Raw genomic sequence first — 14696 nt, forward strand, 5'->3', positions numbered from 1 at the left:
CGACCTCCTCATTCATCCCGGAGTCCTGAACATGCAACGCCTATTGATACTCCTACTGACCGTGCTGGCCGGCGTATTGCCGTCCGCCGCCCACGCCTGGTGGCAGCCTGACTGGCAGTACCGCAAGCAAATCACCGTCGACAGCACCGCGCAAGGCATGCCGCTGGGCGGCCCGGCCGGCCGCACGCCGCTGCTGGTGCGCCTGCACACCGGCAACTTCACTTTCGACGGCATCAACGAGAAGGGCGCCGACATCCGTTTTGTGGGCGCGGACGACCAGACGGTGCTGAACCACCAGGTGGAAGCCTTCGACCCCTTGCTGGGCATGGCGCTGGTATGGGTGGACGTGCCTGAAGTGGCCGACGGTCAGCGCCAGGACATCTGGATGTACTACGGCAACCAGAAGGCGCCGGTCTCGGCCAATGGCCAACTGACGTTCGACCCGAACTACACGCTGGTCTATCACTTCGACGGCGCCGCTGGCGCGCCGCCGCGCGACACCACCGCTTACAGCAACCACGGCCAGACCCCGACGGGCGCCGCGGTGGATGGCGTCATCGGCCGGGCCGCGCAGTTCACGGGCGCCGCGCCGCTGATGCTTCCCGCCAGCCCCTCTCTGGCCATCCCGGCCGCAGGCGCTTTCACGTTCAGCGCCTGGGTCCGCGCCGACCAGCCGGCCGGCGAACAACTGGTCTACGCCCGCCGCGACGCCGGCAACGCCTTGCTGATTGGTATCAACCAGGGCGTGCCGTTCGTGGAAGTGAATGGCCAGCGCAGCCAGCCCGGCCAGCCGCTGACGCCCGCCGCCTGGCAACACCTGGCGGTGACGGCCGACGGCAGCCAGGTCCATCTGTACGTGAACGGCCGCGCCACCGCGTCGCTGGCCGCCAGCCTGCCGCCGCTTGGCGCCATCGCCGCCCTGGGGGGCGACGTGCCCGCGCCGGCCGCGCCCGTGGCGCCCGCTGCCGTCCCCGCCGCGGATGGCACGGTACCGGCCGACGCCGCGCCGGCGCCCGCCGCGCGCCCCGTCTACGCGCCGTTCGTGGGCGCCATCGACGAAGTTCGTTTGTCCAAGGTGGCGCGTCCCGCCGCCTTGATCTACGCCGATGCCAGCTCGCAGGGCGCGGAGTCGCGTCTGGTCGCCTACGGCGCGGACGAAGAGCAGTCGGGTTTCGGTTTCGGCGGCATGGGCTTCTTGCTCAAGGCGGTGCCGATCGACGCGTGGATCATCATCGGCGTGCTGGTGCTGATGATGGTGCAGTCCTGGATCATCATGATCAAGAAGAGCCGCAACGTGGCCCGCCTGGCGCGCGCCAATGAAGCGTTCCGGGAGTCTTTCGCCAACGTCGGCAAGCGCCTGGAAATGCTGGCCGATGACGCCGGTCTGGCCCAACGGCTGGAACACGCCTCGCTGTGGCGCCTGTACCGCGTGGCGGTCAACGAGATCCGCACCCGCCGCGCCCAGGGCGCCGACACCACGTCGATCTCGGCCGCCACGATCGAGGCCATCCGCGCATCGATGGACGCCGTGCGCACCAAGGAAAACCAGGTGCTGGGCGCCAAGCTGGGCGTGCTGTCCAACGCCATCGCGGGCGGCCCCTACATCGGCCTGCTGGGCACCGTGCTGGGCATCATGGTGGTGTTCCTGGGCACGGCAATGGCCGGCGATGTGAACATCAACGCCATTGCTCCGGGCATGGCCGCGGCCCTGCTGGCCACCGCGATGGGTCTGTTCGTCGCGATCCCCGCGCTGTTTGGCTACAACCGCCTGGTGTCGCGCAACAAGGAAGTCAGCGCCGACATGCGCGTGTTCGTCGACGAATTCGTCACGCGCCTGGCCGAAGTGCACGGCGAAACGCAAGCGCAGGAAGCCGCCCACCATCCCGCAACGCGTGCGCCGGCGGCTAGCCGCCCGGCCGCCCGCGACGCGCAACCCGTCGCCGCCGAGGCATAAGGAGCATTCATGGCTTCCGTATCCGCATCCCAGGACGATGACGATGACGCGCCCGTGGACGGCATCAACATCACGCCGCTGGTCGACGTGCTGATGGTCGTGCTGGTCATGTTCATCCTGACCGCCACCGCGCAGATCGCCGGCATCAAGGTCAACCTGCCCAAGGCCAGTTCCACCATGGCCTTGTCGCAGCCGAAGACCAAGGCGATTTCCGTCAATGACGCGGGCCAGGTTTTCCTGGACGCCTATCCGGTCACCTTGCCCGAGCTGGAAGACCGGCTGCGCACGGAGAAAGCGCTGAATCCGGATTTTCCGGTGATTGTGCGCGGCGACGCCGCCGTGCAGTACCAGAAGGTAGTGGAAGTACTGGATCTGCTGCGCCGCCTGGAGCTTGCCCAGGTCGGTCTCGTGACCGGCAAGCCGCAATAAGGGCCAGGACAACGTCATGCCGCAACACGCATCCGATTCCTCGCGCGTCCCGCATCCGGCGCGCCGCTGGCTGAAGCTGGCGGCCGTCGCGGTGGCCGCGGCGGTGGCGGCCTACGCGCTATGGCGCTGGGCCAACGATATGTCCGGCGTTCGGCGCGATGCGCCCAAGGTCACGGCCATCATCCCGTTGCCGCCGCCCCCGCCGCCGCCGCCCGAACCCGAAAAGCCGCCGGAGCAGGAACAGCCCAAGGAAGAACCCGTGGCCACGCCCGAACCCGAGCCGCAGCCCACGCCCGAACCGCCCAAGCCGCAGGACGAAGCGCCCCCGCGCCCGGCCGACGATCTGGCCAACCCGATGCAGATCGACGGCGATGCGCAGGCCGGCAACGACGCGTTCAACATCGGCGCGGGCCAAGGCAAGGGCATGGCGGGCGGTGGAGGCGGCCGCGCGGGCAACGCCACCTACAGCCAATACCTGGCCTATGCGCTGCAAAAAATCCTGCGCGAAGACGAGCGCACCCGCAACCTGACCTTCCGCCTGAAAGCCAACATCTGGCTAACGGCGTCTGGCCAGATCACCCGGGTGGAACTGACCCGCGGCAGCGGCGACGCCGATGTCGACGCGCGCGTGGTTGCCGCGTTGCGCGCCGTGCCGGGCCTGGATGAGCGCCCGCCTGCCACCGCCAACATGCCTATCCGCGCGTCGCTGACCGGCCGCCGGCCTTCCTGAAATCCCGAACAGACCTGATCCCGGAGTGACTAGAGAATGAAGTTCGAACTAAACCGGCTGGCGGCATTGCTGGCGCTGGTCGCGGCGAGTGCCGCCGCGCTGCCGGCGCACAGCGCGCCCGCGCCGTCCGAAAACGCCACCATCAACCTGATCCGCCTGCTGGTGCAGCAGGGCGTGCTTAAACCCGATCAGGCCGACGCGCTGGTCGCGCAGGCGGAAGCCGAAGCCCGCGCCGCGCGCCAGGCCACGCCGGATCGCGGCGCGGCCGTGGCGCAGGCGGGCGACGTGCGCGTGCCCTACATCCCGCAGACCGTGCGCGACCAGATCCGCGACGAGGTCAAGGCCGAAGTCATGGTGCAGGCCAAGGAAGAAAACTGGGCACAACCCAACACGTTCCCGGACTGGGTGTCACGCATCACGGTGGAAGGCGACGTGCGGGTACGCGACGAATCGCGCTTCTACAACGGCGGCAACAGCAACGAAATCACCGATTTCGCCAAGCTCAACGCCAAGGGACCGTACGACGTCAATCCCAACACCAACGGCGGCTACCCGCCGATGCTGAACACGCGTGAAGACCGCCGCAACCAGCTGCGCATCCGCGCCCGCCTGGGTGTGCGCGCCGAGATCTCGGAAGCCTGGACTGCCGGCATCCGCCTGGCCACCGGCAGCGATGACAGCCCGGTATCCACGTCCCAGACCCTGGGCGGCGGCATGGGCAAGAAGGACATCTGGCTGGACCAGGCCTACCTGACGTATCGCCCCGCCAAGTGGGCCACCGTCACGGGCGGCCGTGTCGCCAATCCGTTCGAATCCACCGATACGCTGTTTTCCAATGACCTGAACTTTGACGGTATCGCCGCGATCTTCAAGCACCCCTTGCAGGGCCGCGACGTCACGCTCTTCGGCACACTGGGCGCGTTTGCGACGGAATACGCGAACAACGGCTGGAGTTCGTCGTCGATGAGCGAGGGCAGCACCGAAAATAAATGGCTGCTGGGCGCGCAGGTCGGCGCCGACTGGAAGATCAACAATCAGAACAGCCTGCGCGGCGCGCTGGCCTACTACCATTTCGACAACATCGCGGGCAAGCGCTCCAGCTCCTGCTCGCCGTGGGCGGGCGCCGAGAACTGCGACACCGACTGGTCGCGCCCGGCCTTCATGCAGAAGGGCAACACGCTGTTCCTGCTGCGCAACATCGCGCCCAATCCGCTCAATCCGGCCGACACGCCGCAACCGCAGTACGTGGGCCTGGCGTCCAAGTTCGACCTGCTGGACGTGAACCTGCGCTGGGATACCCGCGTGTTCGACGGCCTGGGTCTGCGCTTGAACGGCAACTACATCCGCAACCTGGCCTACAGCAAGAGCAAGATGGCGAGCCGCTCGCAGGGCTACATCGTCAACAACTTCGGCGACAACGGCGACATCGAAAGCGGTCCGAATGCCTGGATGCTGCAAGCCACGCTCGGCCGTTCGTACGACCTGAAGGAAAAGGGCGATTGGCTGGCCTTCGTTGGCTACAAGTACATCCAACCCGATGCGCTGCCTGATGCGTTCAACGATTCGTCGTTCCACCAGGGCGGCACCAACGCGCGCGGCTACTACATCGGCGGGGGCTATGCCTTCGAGAAGAACGTCTACGGCGTCTTCCGCTGGATGAGCACCAAGGAGATCTACGGTCCGCCCTTGGCCATCGACACGATGCAGTTTGAAATCAACGCCAGGTTCTGAGGCCATGGACATGCACATCGTATGGGATGAATCCCGCCATCCGGCCGCGGCGGGCCGCGGTCGGCGGTTCGCCGCCGCCGTGGCCCTATGCGCGGCCGGGCTCAGCTTGAGCGGCGGCGCGCAAGCCGAAAGCATGGAAGAGCGCCTGCGCGCCCAGTTGCGCAGCACGACGCAGCAGCTGCAGCAATTGCAAAGCGAGCAGGCGCAGGTGAACGCGGCCAAGGCGGCCGCCGAAGCCCAGCGCGACGCGGCGCAAAAAGAGCTGGAGTCGTTGCGCGCGCAATTGGCCAAGAGCCGTGGGCAGGCCGAGAAGCTGGCAGAGCAGCAGGGCGCGGTGATGGAAAGCGCCCAGGCACAAGTCGCCGCCAGCCACGCGCAACTGGGAAAGTTCAAGGGGGCCTACGACGAGCTCTTGACGCTGACCCGGGCCAAGGAGGCGGAACGCCAGACACTGGCCCGCAACCTGGCGCAACGCGACGACGAGGTCAAGGTCTGCCTGGCCAAGAATCGCGACATGTACGAGGCCGGCAAGGAAATCCTGAACGCCTACGAGCGCATCAGCACCGGCGACATCCTGGCGCTCAAGCAGCCCTTTGCCGGCCGCGCGCGCGTCAAGTTCGAAGAGCAGGCGCAGGCGTATGGCGACAAGCTGTACGACGCGCAGGCGCCGCGCAGTCAAGCGGCTGCAACGTCCAACCCGTAGTCTGTCCCTGATTGCAATTGTCTTTATCCAGGAAATACCGAAATGACCGAAACCAGCCTGATTCTTGACGTGAACGCTGAACGCCTGCAAACGCTGCTGCAATCCGCGGGCTACCGCGTGACCTTGTCCGAGCAGAATGGCATGGTCCAGTTGCTGAGCGCCAGCCAGGGCGTCGGCTTTGCCGCCCGCATGGGCAACCCGGCCCAGCAGGAAGGGCATTATCTGGACTACACGCTGAGCTGCGCGTTGCGCGTGCAGGGCGAACTGCCGGCCGGCCTGGCCGACCGCTGGAACGTGGAAAAGCGTTTTGCCCGCCTGTCGGTGCAAGGCGTGTTCCTGGTGCTGGAACTGGACGTGATCGTGGCCGGGGGCGTGTCGGAGACCTATCTGCGCGCCACCACCGAGCTGTGGGATCGCCTGTTGCAGGAATTCCTGCTGTTCCTGCGCGCCAATGCGTCGGACCAAGACACTCCTGCCGACGCCCCGGCGGAGGGCGCCGCCGAAGCGCCGCAGCGCCTCGACACCGAACCCGTCAACGCCGAAACCACCGACGCGACGGCTGCCGCATAGCGCGGCCCCGCAGCGCGCCGCCGGATGCAGGCCTGTCCGGCGGTGCACTGAAGTTCCATAGAGGTTCCCATCATGACCAAGATCCTGAATTCGTCCCATCGGCTGCGCGTGACCGCGGCGGTCCTGTTGATCGCCGCATTGGCCGGCGCGGTTGCGCTGATGCGCGGCAACGATGCTCAAAGCAGCGAAAGCGCGCCCACCAAAGTGCTGGCATCCGCCGCGCCCGCCGTGGCACCCGCGCTTGCGCCTGCCGCGGTGCAGGCCAACCGGCCGCCTGCGATCGCGACGCTGGGCGCCGTGCAGGTGGACCGCGATGAACTGCTGCGCCAACTGCAGGCCATGCCGCCGCAGGCGCGCGGGCAATTGAAGGAAAATCGTGCCGGTCTGGACCAATGGCTGCGTGCGCGCCTGGCCGAAAAGGCGTTGATCGAACAAGCCCGCGCGCAGGGCTGGCAGGACAAACCGGAAATCAAGCGCGCGTTCCAGGCGGCGCAAGAAAGGATCGTGCTGCAAAGCTATCTGGAGTCGGTCAGCCGGGCGCCGGACGACTATCCGGCCCAGGCGGACCTACAAGCCGCCTACGAGCGCGCCAAGCCGCAACTGGCGGTGCCGGCCCAGTACCGCGTCAGCCAGATCTTCCTGCCGGCCGCCCTGGGCGATGGCGACGCGGTGGCATCGGCACGCAAACAGGCCCAGGACCTGGTCAAGCGCGCGCAGGCGCCCAAGGCGGATTTCGCGGCCTTGGCGCAGAACTTCTCGCGCGACGACACCACGCGCGCGCAGGGCGGCGATATCGGCTTCCTGCCGCTGGCGCAGTTGACGCCCGAGATGCGTCCGGTGATCGAGCAGATGAAAGAGGGCGAGGTATCTGCCCCGGTGCAGTCGGCGGCGGGGTTTCACATCCTGAAGCTGTCCGCATTCCGCGCGGCCAGCGTCACGCCGTTCGATCAAGTAAAGGAAGAGCTGCGCGCCGCGCTTCGCTCGCAACGCCAGGAACTGGCCGCGCGCGCCTATCTGGAGGGCTTGTTGAATGCCGGTACCGTCAGCATCGATGGCGCGGCCCTCAATGCCGCGTTCGAACAAACCGCGACCCTCTCGACGGCCAGCCCGGCCGTCGCCCGCGCACAGTGAGAAGACGGCGCCGCACACGGCGGGAGCCGTCGGGCAAGTGTTGGACACCCGTCTGACGCTGGCGCTGGGCGATGCCAGTGCGCCGGCCAGCCTCCAATGCGCAGGGGCGTTGCTTCAGGCGTTGCGCCAGACCTATCCCGACGGGCTGGGCCGTTGGTTCCCGCTGGTGCCCGACCAGGGGCCGGGCCACGCCCGTGAGGGGGCGCGCGAGTCGGGGCTGGATCTGTCCGACTTGCGCGTGCTGTACCGGGCGTTGCGGGTCAGCTGGCTGGCCGAACTGGTGTTCGGCAGCCGCGAGCGGGCGCACCAGTGGCTGAGCAGCCCCAAAAGGCGTTTGCTGGGGCGGGTGCCCTTATTGCTGTGCCAGCACGGCAAACACGCCGTGGCAATCGAAGAATGGCTCATCGATATCGATGAAGGAAATGGTCCATGATTGCGCTTTGGCGCTTGAGCAACAGCCAGGACCTGCAACCGCGGGCCCGACCGCCGGGCCGCTGGCATGGCGCGGGCGCGCCGGTGGTGGTGCTGGACGCGAACCCGGCTGCCGCCGTCTTCGCGCGGCTGGCCTTGTCGGAGGTGGCGCATCCGCAGGCCTTGCCCAGCCACTACTTCCTGCTGGAAGTGATGGCGCCGGACCATGCCGTCAGCGACGCGACCGTGCCCCCGCATTGGGAAACGGATCTGCCTGCGACCCGGGCGGTTGGCGATGCCTGGCTGGCGCGCGGCGACACCCTGCTGCTTCGGGTGCCGTCGGCGGCGGGCGGCGTGCAATACCTGCTTAACGCTGCCCACCCGCATCTGGCGCGATGCCAGATCGTGTCGTCGGTGGCGTATCCCTACGCGCCGCACCTGGCGGGAATTGCCGACGCGGTGCTGGAAGGAGCCGGGTGGCTGGTGGCGGCGGGCGGGGGCGGCGCGCGGGACTAGAATGGGGCTCCGTCGGCTCTGGTGCCGGCGTGCAACCGTTCCCGTCAGGAGCCCGCCGTATGACCGCACTCTCCGCTGCCCCCACGCCGGGCGCAGCGTTGCCCGCCTACACCGCGCAGGTGGACATCGTTTCCATCCAGTCCCAAGTCGTCTATGGCTATGTCGGCAACAACGCCGCCATGCCGGTCTTCCGCCGCGCGGGACTGCGCGCCATCGCGGTACCCACCGTTATCTTGAGCAACACGCCGCATTACCCGACGCTGCACGGCGGCGCGGTACCGCTGGATTGGTTCGAAGGCCTGCTGAAGGGGCTGGACGAGCGCGGTGTCACCAAGGTGGCGCGTGCCGTCGTCTGCGGCTACCTGGGACAACCCGGCCAGGCGGACCTGCTGGCGCGCTGGCTACCGGCGTTGCGCGCCGCGCGTCCGGACCTGCGCGTGCACATCGATCCCGTGATGGGCGACCGCAACGATGGCCTGTACGTGGACGCGGGCCTGGTCGCGCAGTACCGCGGCCTGCTGGTGCCGCTTGCCGACGGCATGACCCCGAACCACTTCGAGCTGGAATTACTGGTCGGCCGGGCCCTGGCGTCCATCGACGACGTGGTGGCGGCCGCGCGCGAGCTGATCGCGAAGGGCCCCGAATGGATCGTCGTGACCAGCGCGGCCCCGATGGCGGCCACGCCCGGCACGTTGCAGCTGGCGGTGGTGACGCGTGATAAGGCCAGCATCGTCACCCATCCCGAAATCGCCATCCCGCCGTCGGTGCACGGCACGGGCGACGTGTTCATGGCCAGCCTGACGGCCAGGCTGCTGACCGGGCAAGACCTGCCCGACGCCGCGCGCGAGGCCGCGGGCCAGGTCACGGCGACGCTGGAACGCACGCGCGAGCTGGCGTGGGAAGAGCTGGCCGTGGAAGACTAGGACCGGCGCACGGCCCCATTCAGCGCGACCCGGTCCGGGGCGGACAGGCGCCGTTCCCGGAAGGGGGCCTTCGCGTCAGTACGTCTTGTACGGCAGGAACTTGCCGCTCATCACGATCTGTACGCGGTCGCCCTTGGGATCGGCTTCGCGCGACAAATCCATCTTGAAGTCGATGGCGCTCATGATGCCGTCGCCGAACTCCTCGTTGATCAGCGCCTTGAACGTGGTGCCATACACGTTGATCAGTTCATAGAAGCGGTAGATCAGCGGATCGGTGGGCACCGACGTGGGCAGCGACCCCTTGTAGGGCACCACCTGCAGTTGCACGACCGCGTCGGCGGGCAGGTCCAGCACGCGCGCGGCGGCCAGGGCCTGTTCCTCGGTCAGCGTCATCTGGCCCAACAACGCGGCCGTGGTCCATTCCTTGCTTTGGCCGACGGCTTCAGCGATGGCGGCCCAGCTCAGCTTCTTTTCCAGTTTGCGGGTGACGATCAGTTCGGTGACTTCAGCGCGGGACATCATGATGGGATTCACTCCTTGTGGGATGCCTTGTCGACCAGGAAGTCGACGAGATGGTTGCGGATTTCGTAGTAGCGGGGTTCGTGGTGCAGGCTGGCCCGGGTGCGGTTACGCGGCAGATCCACGTTGACGGACTCGGCAATACGGGCATAGGGGCCCGCGCTCATCAGCAAGACGCGGTCCGACAGCAGGATCGCCTCGTCCACATCATGCGTGATCATGAATACGGTCTGGCGCGTTTCCTGGACGATGGCGCGCAGTTCGTCCTGGATGGTGCCGCGCGTCAGCGCGTCCAGCGCGCCGAACGGCTCGTCCAGCAACAGCATCTTGGGCTGGATCGCGAAGGCGCGGGCAATGCCCACGCGTTGCTTCATGCCGCCCGACAGTTCGCAGGGCTTCTTGCCGGCCGCTTGCGCCAGGCCAACCATGTCCAGATAGCGCAGGCTGTGCGCGCGCACCTGCTCGCGGTCATAGGCGGGCCAGCGCGACCGCACGCCGAATTCCACGTTCTGCAGCGCGGTCAGCCACGGCAGCAGGGCGTGCGCCTGGAATACGACGCCGCGTTCCAGCGACGGCCCGGCGATCTGGCGGCCGTCCATGATGACGACGCCCTCATGCGTGTCGTCGATGCCGGCCAGTACGTTCAGGATGGTTGTCTTGCCGCAGCCGGAATGGCCGATCACGCATACGAACTGGCCTTGTTCGATGGTGAAATCGATGTTCTCGAAGACGGGCGGCTGAGGCTGCCCGTTGCGGCTCGGGTAGCGTTTTCCCAGCCCTTCGACTTGCAGGAAAGATTGGCTCATGGCGTCATTCCCGGTAGCTGACCAGCCGGGCGGCGCGCGCCAGCAGGGTATCCAGCAGCATGCCGATCAGGCCAATGAAGAAAATGGCGCAGATGATGTTCGCGATGGACAGGTTGTTCCATTCATTCCAGACGAAGTAGCCGATGCCCGTGCCGCCGATCAGCATTTCGGCGGCCACGATCACCAGCCAAGCAATGCCCACCGATATTCGCATGCCGGTCATGATGGTGGGCGCCGCCGCGGGCAGCACCACCTGCAGCGCGGTGCGCAGGCGCGACACTTCCAGCGTGCGCGCGACGTTCAGCCAGTCCTGCCGCACCGCGCCCACGCCAAAGGCGGTATTCACCAGCATCGGCCACAACGAGCAGATGAAGATGACGAAGATGGCGGACGTGTCCGCATCCTTGATGGTGTAGAGCGCAAGCGGCATCCAGGCCAACGGCGAGATGGGCTTGAGCACCTGGATAAACGGGTCGAAGGCGCGATAGACGGTCTTGGACATGCCGATCAGGAATCCCAGCGGAACCGCCACCAGCGCCGCCAGACCGAAACCCGTCAGCACGCGGGCCACCGAATAGGCCAACTGCACGCCGATGCCCTTGTCGTTGGGGCCGCGGTCGTAGAACGGGTCTTGCAGGTGCCGCCACAGCTGCGCGCCGACGTCGGCGGGCCCGGGGAACGGCGTTTTCGAGCCGCTGGCCGCGGCGTTGCCGACCAGGGCGGCATAGGCCGGGTCCACCGTCGCGCCGCCCGTCTCGGGGCGGGTGGCAACGTGCCACAGCAGCAGGAAGGCCAGGAACAGCGCGATGGACAGGAATGCCGCCCGCCAATGTTGCACGGACCGCATCAAGTCCTCCGGATCTTGAAACCGGCCAGGTAGGCCTCGGGCTGGCTGGGGTCGAATGGCTTTCCCATGATGCTGAATGTCCTCGCCGTTTCGGCGGGCGGGGTCAGCCCGGCTTCGCGCATCAGGCGCACGGCGTCGGTGGCCAGGAAGACCTCGCTTGCCACCTTCTGGTAGTCCACGTCGCCCTTGACCTGGCCCCAACGCTTCATTTGCGTCAGGATCCAGACGGCGAACGACTGCCAGGGCATGGGGTCGAAATCGATGCGGTTGGGGTCGCTCAGTACCTTGCCCAGGCCATCGGCGTAGGTGCCGGTCAGCACCTGCTCCACCACCGTGACGGGCTGGTTCAGATAATTGGGCGCGGCAATGGCGGCGGCGATTTCCTTGCGGTGCGCCGGTGCGCGGGCGTAGGCCGTGGCTTCGATGATGGCCTTCAACAGCGCCTGGTACGTGTTGGGCATCGTCGTCACGAATTCCTTGCTGGCCGAGAACGCGCAGCAGGGGTGGCCGTCCCAGATCGCTTTGGACAGGGTGTGGATGAAGCCCACGCCATCGTAGACGGCGCGCTGGTTCACCGGGTCGGGCGCCAGGAAGCCGTCGATGTTGTCGGCGCGCAGGTTGGCCACCATTTCGGGCGGCGGCACGGAACGGATCTGTACGTCGGTGTCGGGGTCCAGGCCGTGCTCGGCCAGGTAGTAGCGCAACAGATAGTTGTGCATGGAATAGTCGAACGGTACGGCAAACTTGAAGCCTTTCCAGTCCTTGGGATCGCGACGGTCCTTGTGCTTCATGGACAAGGTGATGGCCTGGCCGTTGATGTTCTCCACGGCGGGCATCGTCCACGGCACCGCGCGGCTGGCGCCGACGCCCATCGAGATCGCCAGCGGCATCGGCGACAGCATGTGCGCCGCGTCGTATTCGCCCGACATGGCCTTGTCGCGGATCAGCGCCCAGCCGGCCGTTTTCACCACTTCCACGTCCAGGCCCTGTTTGGCGTAGAAACCCATGGGATGCGCCATGATGATGGGCGTGGCGCAGGTGATGGGAATGAAGCCGACTTTCAGCTTCTGCTTTTCCAGCGGGCCGGTGGATTGCGCGAAGGCGTCACGGGCGGCGGCCAGCGGGAAGATTGACGCGATGGCGGCCATGGCGGTACCGCTGCCCACCGCGCGCAGGAAGCGCCGGCGCAGCGCGTCTTGGGGAAAGAGGGCGCGCATCACCGCTTGTTCGACGGCGCTGTCCGCCGCGGATTGGCTGGCGCGCTCGTGTTCGGCTTTCGAGGCGTGGCGGCCGCAACCGCAGGCAAGACGGGTATCGGCGTCGAACGGATTGCTGAATAGGGACATGGGATGGCTCCGGCCAGACTGGGTTGGAGCCATCATGGGGCCGGCCGCGCCGCGCCGGTATCCCGGGTTCGACGATATGCGTGTAGTGCCTTTACTACGCGGTGCGCGCCGTGCGCTGCGCTGGTGCGCAGGTGGCTACGGTGCACCCAGCTGGTGCGTGTTGGCGTAGGCCACCAGTTCCACCAGCGTGCGCACGCCCAGTTTTTCGAATATGCGGCTGCGATATGTCGAGATCGTGTTGACCGACAACGCCAGCTGTTCGCCGATGGCCGAGACCGAGCGGCCGGCTACCAGTAGCTGCAATACCTGGAATTCGCGGTTCGACAGCAGTTCGTGCGGCAGGCGCGAGCTGTCCTGGCGCACGGTCTGCGCCAGCAGTTCGGCCACGGCGGGCGTCACGTACATTTTTCCGGCGGCGGCGTTCACCAGCGCGGACAGCAATTCGTCGGGGTCGCAGCCTTTGTTCAGATAGGCATGGGCGCCGGTGCGCAGCGCGCGCACGGCAAACTGCGTTTCGGGGTAGACGGACAGCATGACGACGCCCAGCGAGGGGTAGTCGGCGCGCACGGTCTTCAGTACGTCGAGGCCGTCGCGTTCGCCCAGCGCTACGTCCAGCACCATGGCGTCGTAGCGGGCCTGGCGCAGGGCGCGCAAGGCGGACGGCGCGTCGGCGGCTTCATGGACAAGGGCGACGCGCGCGTCTTCTTCCAGGATGCGGGCCAGGCCGCGGCGGATGATGAGGTGGTCATCGACGATAAGCAGGTTCAGGGCCATGTCGCGGGTCAGGTGGGAGGAAGGCGCAGGCGGGCGCGCATGCCGGCGCCGGGGGCGCTGTCCAGCGCAAGGTCGCCGCCGATGCCGCGGGCGCGTTCGCGCATGCCAAGGATGCCGAAGGTGCGGGGCGCTTCGGGCAGCAGCATGCCGATGCCGTCGTCTTCCACGGTCAGTAGCAGGCCGTCGTCGCTCCAGGCCGCGCTGACGCTGACGCTGCGGGCGCGGGCGTGGCGCTGCACGTTGGTCAGCAGTTCCTGGACGATGCGGTAGACGGCGATTTCGGCGTTGCGATCCAGCCGGCGGCGTTCGGTGTCTGGGGGGCACAGGTAGCGGCATTGCAGGCCGGTGCGGGCCTGCAGGTCTTGCAGCAGCGTTTCCAGCGCCGCCCACAGGCCCAGGTGGTCCAGCACGACGGGCCGCAGGTCAGTCAGGATGCGGCGCGTGGCGCCCATGGCCGTCTGGGTGACGTCCAACATGCGGTCGACGTGGGTTTGCAAGGCCGGCGTGGCGCCCAGCTGGCGGCGCAGCCAATTCAAGTCCAGCTGGAGGGCGGTGAACGAAGCGCCAAGTTCGTCGTGGATGTTGCGGGCGATGTGGGCGCGTTCTTCTTCGCGCAGGCTGGACAGGTGCGAGGACAGGCGGCGCAGCGAGTCGTGGGCGTCGCTGAGTTCGGCGGTGCGTTCGCCGACGCGGCGTTCCAGTTCGCGTTCGGTGCGTTTGCGGTCGGTGATGTCGGAAAAGGTGACGACGGCGCCGACGACTTCGTGGTCGTCGAGGATGGGATAGGAGGCGTATTGGGCGTCGAAACACGAGCCGTCACGGCGCCAGAGCACTTCATCGTCGACTCGTTCGCCACGGCCTTCGCGGAAGGCGCGGAAGATGCGGCAGTCATGCACGTGCATAAGGGCGCGGTTGGCGTGGGAGTGATGGATCAGGTAGTGCATGTTGCGGCCGACGACTTCGTCGGGGGTGTAGCCGAGCATGGTGGCGCCGGGGCCGTTGATGAAGATGCACCGGCCGCGCAGGTCGATGCCGTAGATGCCTTCGCCGGCGGATTCCAGAAGCATTTCCAACTGCCGGCGCCAGGCGGCGTGGTGCGAGAGGTGGTTCAGGTCGGCGAACATGGTTTTGCTTTTTCCCGGGGGCTTCCCCGGCCCTTGCGCGTTTTTTTTGCCGGTGGTTTTTTGGGGGATTTTCCGGGAGGCTTGGGGTGGGGCGCGGGGGGGGGGCGTGTGGCGCCAGCGGCGGGACGTGGGCGCGGGCGGCGCCGCCCGCGGCGTGCTGCAGCCACTGGCGGAAGCCGGCT

General features: G+C 67.3%; 16 protein-coding genes. 10 read left to right on the forward strand and 6 right to left on the reverse strand.

Features of this window, described 5'->3' with window-relative positions:
* The first annotated feature begins 31 nt into the window (after window positions 1-31).
* From CQ050_RS16730 to pdxK, 10 genes are all read left to right on the forward strand, one after another.
* Window positions 32-1954 (forward strand): DUF2341 domain-containing protein, encoded by a 1923-nt coding sequence (locus CQ050_RS16730; RefSeq protein WP_105557942.1) that lies wholly within the window; start codon window positions 32-34, stop codon window positions 1952-1954.
* Window positions 1955-1963: 9 nt separating this feature from the next.
* Complete coding sequence (locus CQ050_RS16735; RefSeq protein ID WP_006222018.1) at window positions 1964-2383, forward strand: biopolymer transporter ExbD; 420 nt, start codon at window positions 1964-1966, stop codon at window positions 2381-2383.
* Window positions 2384-2399: 16 nt separating this feature from the next.
* Complete coding sequence (locus CQ050_RS16740; protein WP_105557943.1) at window positions 2400-3113, forward strand: TonB C-terminal domain-containing protein; 714 nt, start codon at window positions 2400-2402, stop codon at window positions 3111-3113.
* 36 nt (window positions 3114-3149) lie between these two features.
* Complete coding sequence (locus CQ050_RS16745; RefSeq protein ID WP_105557944.1) at window positions 3150-4844, forward strand: putative porin; 1695 nt, start codon at window positions 3150-3152, stop codon at window positions 4842-4844.
* Window positions 4845-4848: 4 nt separating this feature from the next.
* Complete coding sequence (locus CQ050_RS16750; protein ID WP_105557945.1) at window positions 4849-5547, forward strand: DNA repair protein; 699 nt, start codon at window positions 4849-4851, stop codon at window positions 5545-5547.
* Between the two features lie 42 nt (window positions 5548-5589).
* Complete coding sequence (locus tag CQ050_RS16755) at window positions 5590-6117, forward strand: YbjN domain-containing protein (RefSeq protein ID WP_105557946.1); 528 nt, start codon at window positions 5590-5592, stop codon at window positions 6115-6117.
* 72 nt (window positions 6118-6189) lie between these two features.
* Window positions 6190-7248: a peptidylprolyl isomerase gene (locus CQ050_RS16760; protein WP_105557947.1), complete on the forward strand. Its 1059-nt coding sequence runs from the start codon at window positions 6190-6192 to the stop codon at window positions 7246-7248.
* Between the two features lie 37 nt (window positions 7249-7285).
* Window positions 7286-7681: an MbcA/ParS/Xre antitoxin family protein gene (locus CQ050_RS16765; RefSeq protein ID WP_233214112.1), complete on the forward strand. Its 396-nt coding sequence runs from the start codon at window positions 7286-7288 to the stop codon at window positions 7679-7681.
* Window positions 7678-8175: an RES family NAD+ phosphorylase gene (locus CQ050_RS16770; RefSeq protein ID WP_105557949.1), complete on the forward strand. Its 498-nt coding sequence runs from the start codon at window positions 7678-7680 to the stop codon at window positions 8173-8175. The genes CQ050_RS16765 and CQ050_RS16770 overlap by 4 nt, the downstream gene beginning before the upstream one ends.
* A 59-nt stretch (window positions 8176-8234) precedes the next feature.
* Window positions 8235-9098, forward strand: a complete 864-nt coding sequence (gene pdxK / locus CQ050_RS16775) for a pyridoxine/pyridoxal/pyridoxamine kinase (RefSeq protein ID WP_105557950.1) — start codon at window positions 8235-8237, stop codon at window positions 9096-9098.
* 75 nt (window positions 9099-9173) lie between these two features.
* Here the strand turns inward: pdxK and cynS are convergent, their stop codons facing one another.
* The 6 genes from cynS to CQ050_RS16805 all read right to left on the reverse strand — a co-directional run bounded on the left by cynS (window position 9174) and on the right by CQ050_RS16805 (window position 14514).
* Complete coding sequence (cynS, locus tag CQ050_RS16780) at window positions 9174-9617, reverse strand: cyanase (protein WP_105557975.1); 444 nt, start codon at window positions 9615-9617, stop codon at window positions 9174-9176.
* Between the two features lie 11 nt (window positions 9618-9628).
* Window positions 9629-10423 (reverse strand): ABC transporter ATP-binding protein, encoded by a 795-nt coding sequence (locus tag CQ050_RS16785; protein WP_105557951.1) that lies wholly within the window; start codon window positions 10421-10423, stop codon window positions 9629-9631.
* A 4-nt stretch (window positions 10424-10427) separates the two neighbouring features.
* Entirely contained in the window at window positions 10428-11270 is an 843-nt protein-coding gene (gene ntrB, locus CQ050_RS16790; RefSeq protein WP_105557952.1) for a nitrate ABC transporter permease, read from the reverse strand.
* Entirely contained in the window at window positions 11270-12616 is a 1347-nt protein-coding gene (locus CQ050_RS16795; protein WP_105557953.1) for a CmpA/NrtA family ABC transporter substrate-binding protein, read from the reverse strand. The genes ntrB and CQ050_RS16795 overlap by 1 nt, the downstream gene beginning before the upstream one ends.
* Window positions 12617-12751: 135 nt before the next feature.
* Window positions 12752-13390, reverse strand: coding sequence for a response regulator transcription factor (locus CQ050_RS16800; RefSeq protein WP_105557954.1), 639 nt, complete (start codon window positions 13388-13390; stop codon window positions 12752-12754).
* Window positions 13391-13398: 8 nt separating this feature from the next.
* Window positions 13399-14514 carry a PAS domain-containing sensor histidine kinase gene (locus tag CQ050_RS16805; RefSeq protein WP_105557955.1) on the reverse strand — a complete coding sequence of 372 codons (1116 nt, stop codon included), beginning with the start codon at window positions 14512-14514 and terminating at the stop codon, window positions 13399-13401.
* Window positions 14515-14696 lie beyond the last annotated feature (182 nt).

This window comes from Achromobacter sp. MYb9 (genome assembly GCF_002975275.1).
GTDB lineage: Bacteria > Pseudomonadota > Gammaproteobacteria > Burkholderiales > Burkholderiaceae_B > Achromobacter.

Coding starts and splice junctions, on each gene's coding strand:
- CQ050_RS16770 (WP_105557949.1), top strand. CDS start 7,678: ATGATTGCGCTTTGGCGCTTGAGCAACAGCCAGGACCTGCAACCGCGG.
- CQ050_RS16805 (WP_105557955.1), bottom strand. CDS start 14,514: ATGTTCGCCGACCTGAACCACCTCTCGCACCACGCCGCCTGGCGCCGG.
- CQ050_RS16745 (WP_105557944.1), top strand. CDS start 3,150: ATGAAGTTCGAACTAAACCGGCTGGCGGCATTGCTGGCGCTGGTCGCG.
- CQ050_RS16740 (WP_105557943.1), top strand. CDS start 2,400: ATGCCGCAACACGCATCCGATTCCTCGCGCGTCCCGCATCCGGCGCGC.
- CQ050_RS16735 (WP_006222018.1), top strand. CDS start 1,964: ATGGCTTCCGTATCCGCATCCCAGGACGATGACGATGACGCGCCCGTG.
- CQ050_RS16730 (WP_105557942.1), top strand. CDS start 32: ATGCAACGCCTATTGATACTCCTACTGACCGTGCTGGCCGGCGTATTG.
- CQ050_RS16750 (WP_105557945.1), top strand. CDS start 4,849: ATGGACATGCACATCGTATGGGATGAATCCCGCCATCCGGCCGCGGCG.
- cynS (WP_105557975.1), bottom strand. CDS start 9,617: ATGTCCCGCGCTGAAGTCACCGAACTGATCGTCACCCGCAAACTGGAA.
- CQ050_RS16760 (WP_105557947.1), top strand. CDS start 6,190: ATGACCAAGATCCTGAATTCGTCCCATCGGCTGCGCGTGACCGCGGCG.
- CQ050_RS16755 (WP_105557946.1), top strand. CDS start 5,590: ATGACCGAAACCAGCCTGATTCTTGACGTGAACGCTGAACGCCTGCAA.
- CQ050_RS16785 (WP_105557951.1), bottom strand. CDS start 10,423: ATGAGCCAATCTTTCCTGCAAGTCGAAGGGCTGGGAAAACGCTACCCG.
- CQ050_RS16795 (WP_105557953.1), bottom strand. CDS start 12,616: ATGTCCCTATTCAGCAATCCGTTCGACGCCGATACCCGTCTTGCCTGC.
- CQ050_RS16800 (WP_105557954.1), bottom strand. CDS start 13,390: ATGGCCCTGAACCTGCTTATCGTCGATGACCACCTCATCATCCGCCGC.
- pdxK (WP_105557950.1), top strand. CDS start 8,235: ATGACCGCACTCTCCGCTGCCCCCACGCCGGGCGCAGCGTTGCCCGCC.
- ntrB (WP_105557952.1), bottom strand. CDS start 11,270: ATGCGGTCCGTGCAACATTGGCGGGCGGCATTCCTGTCCATCGCGCTG.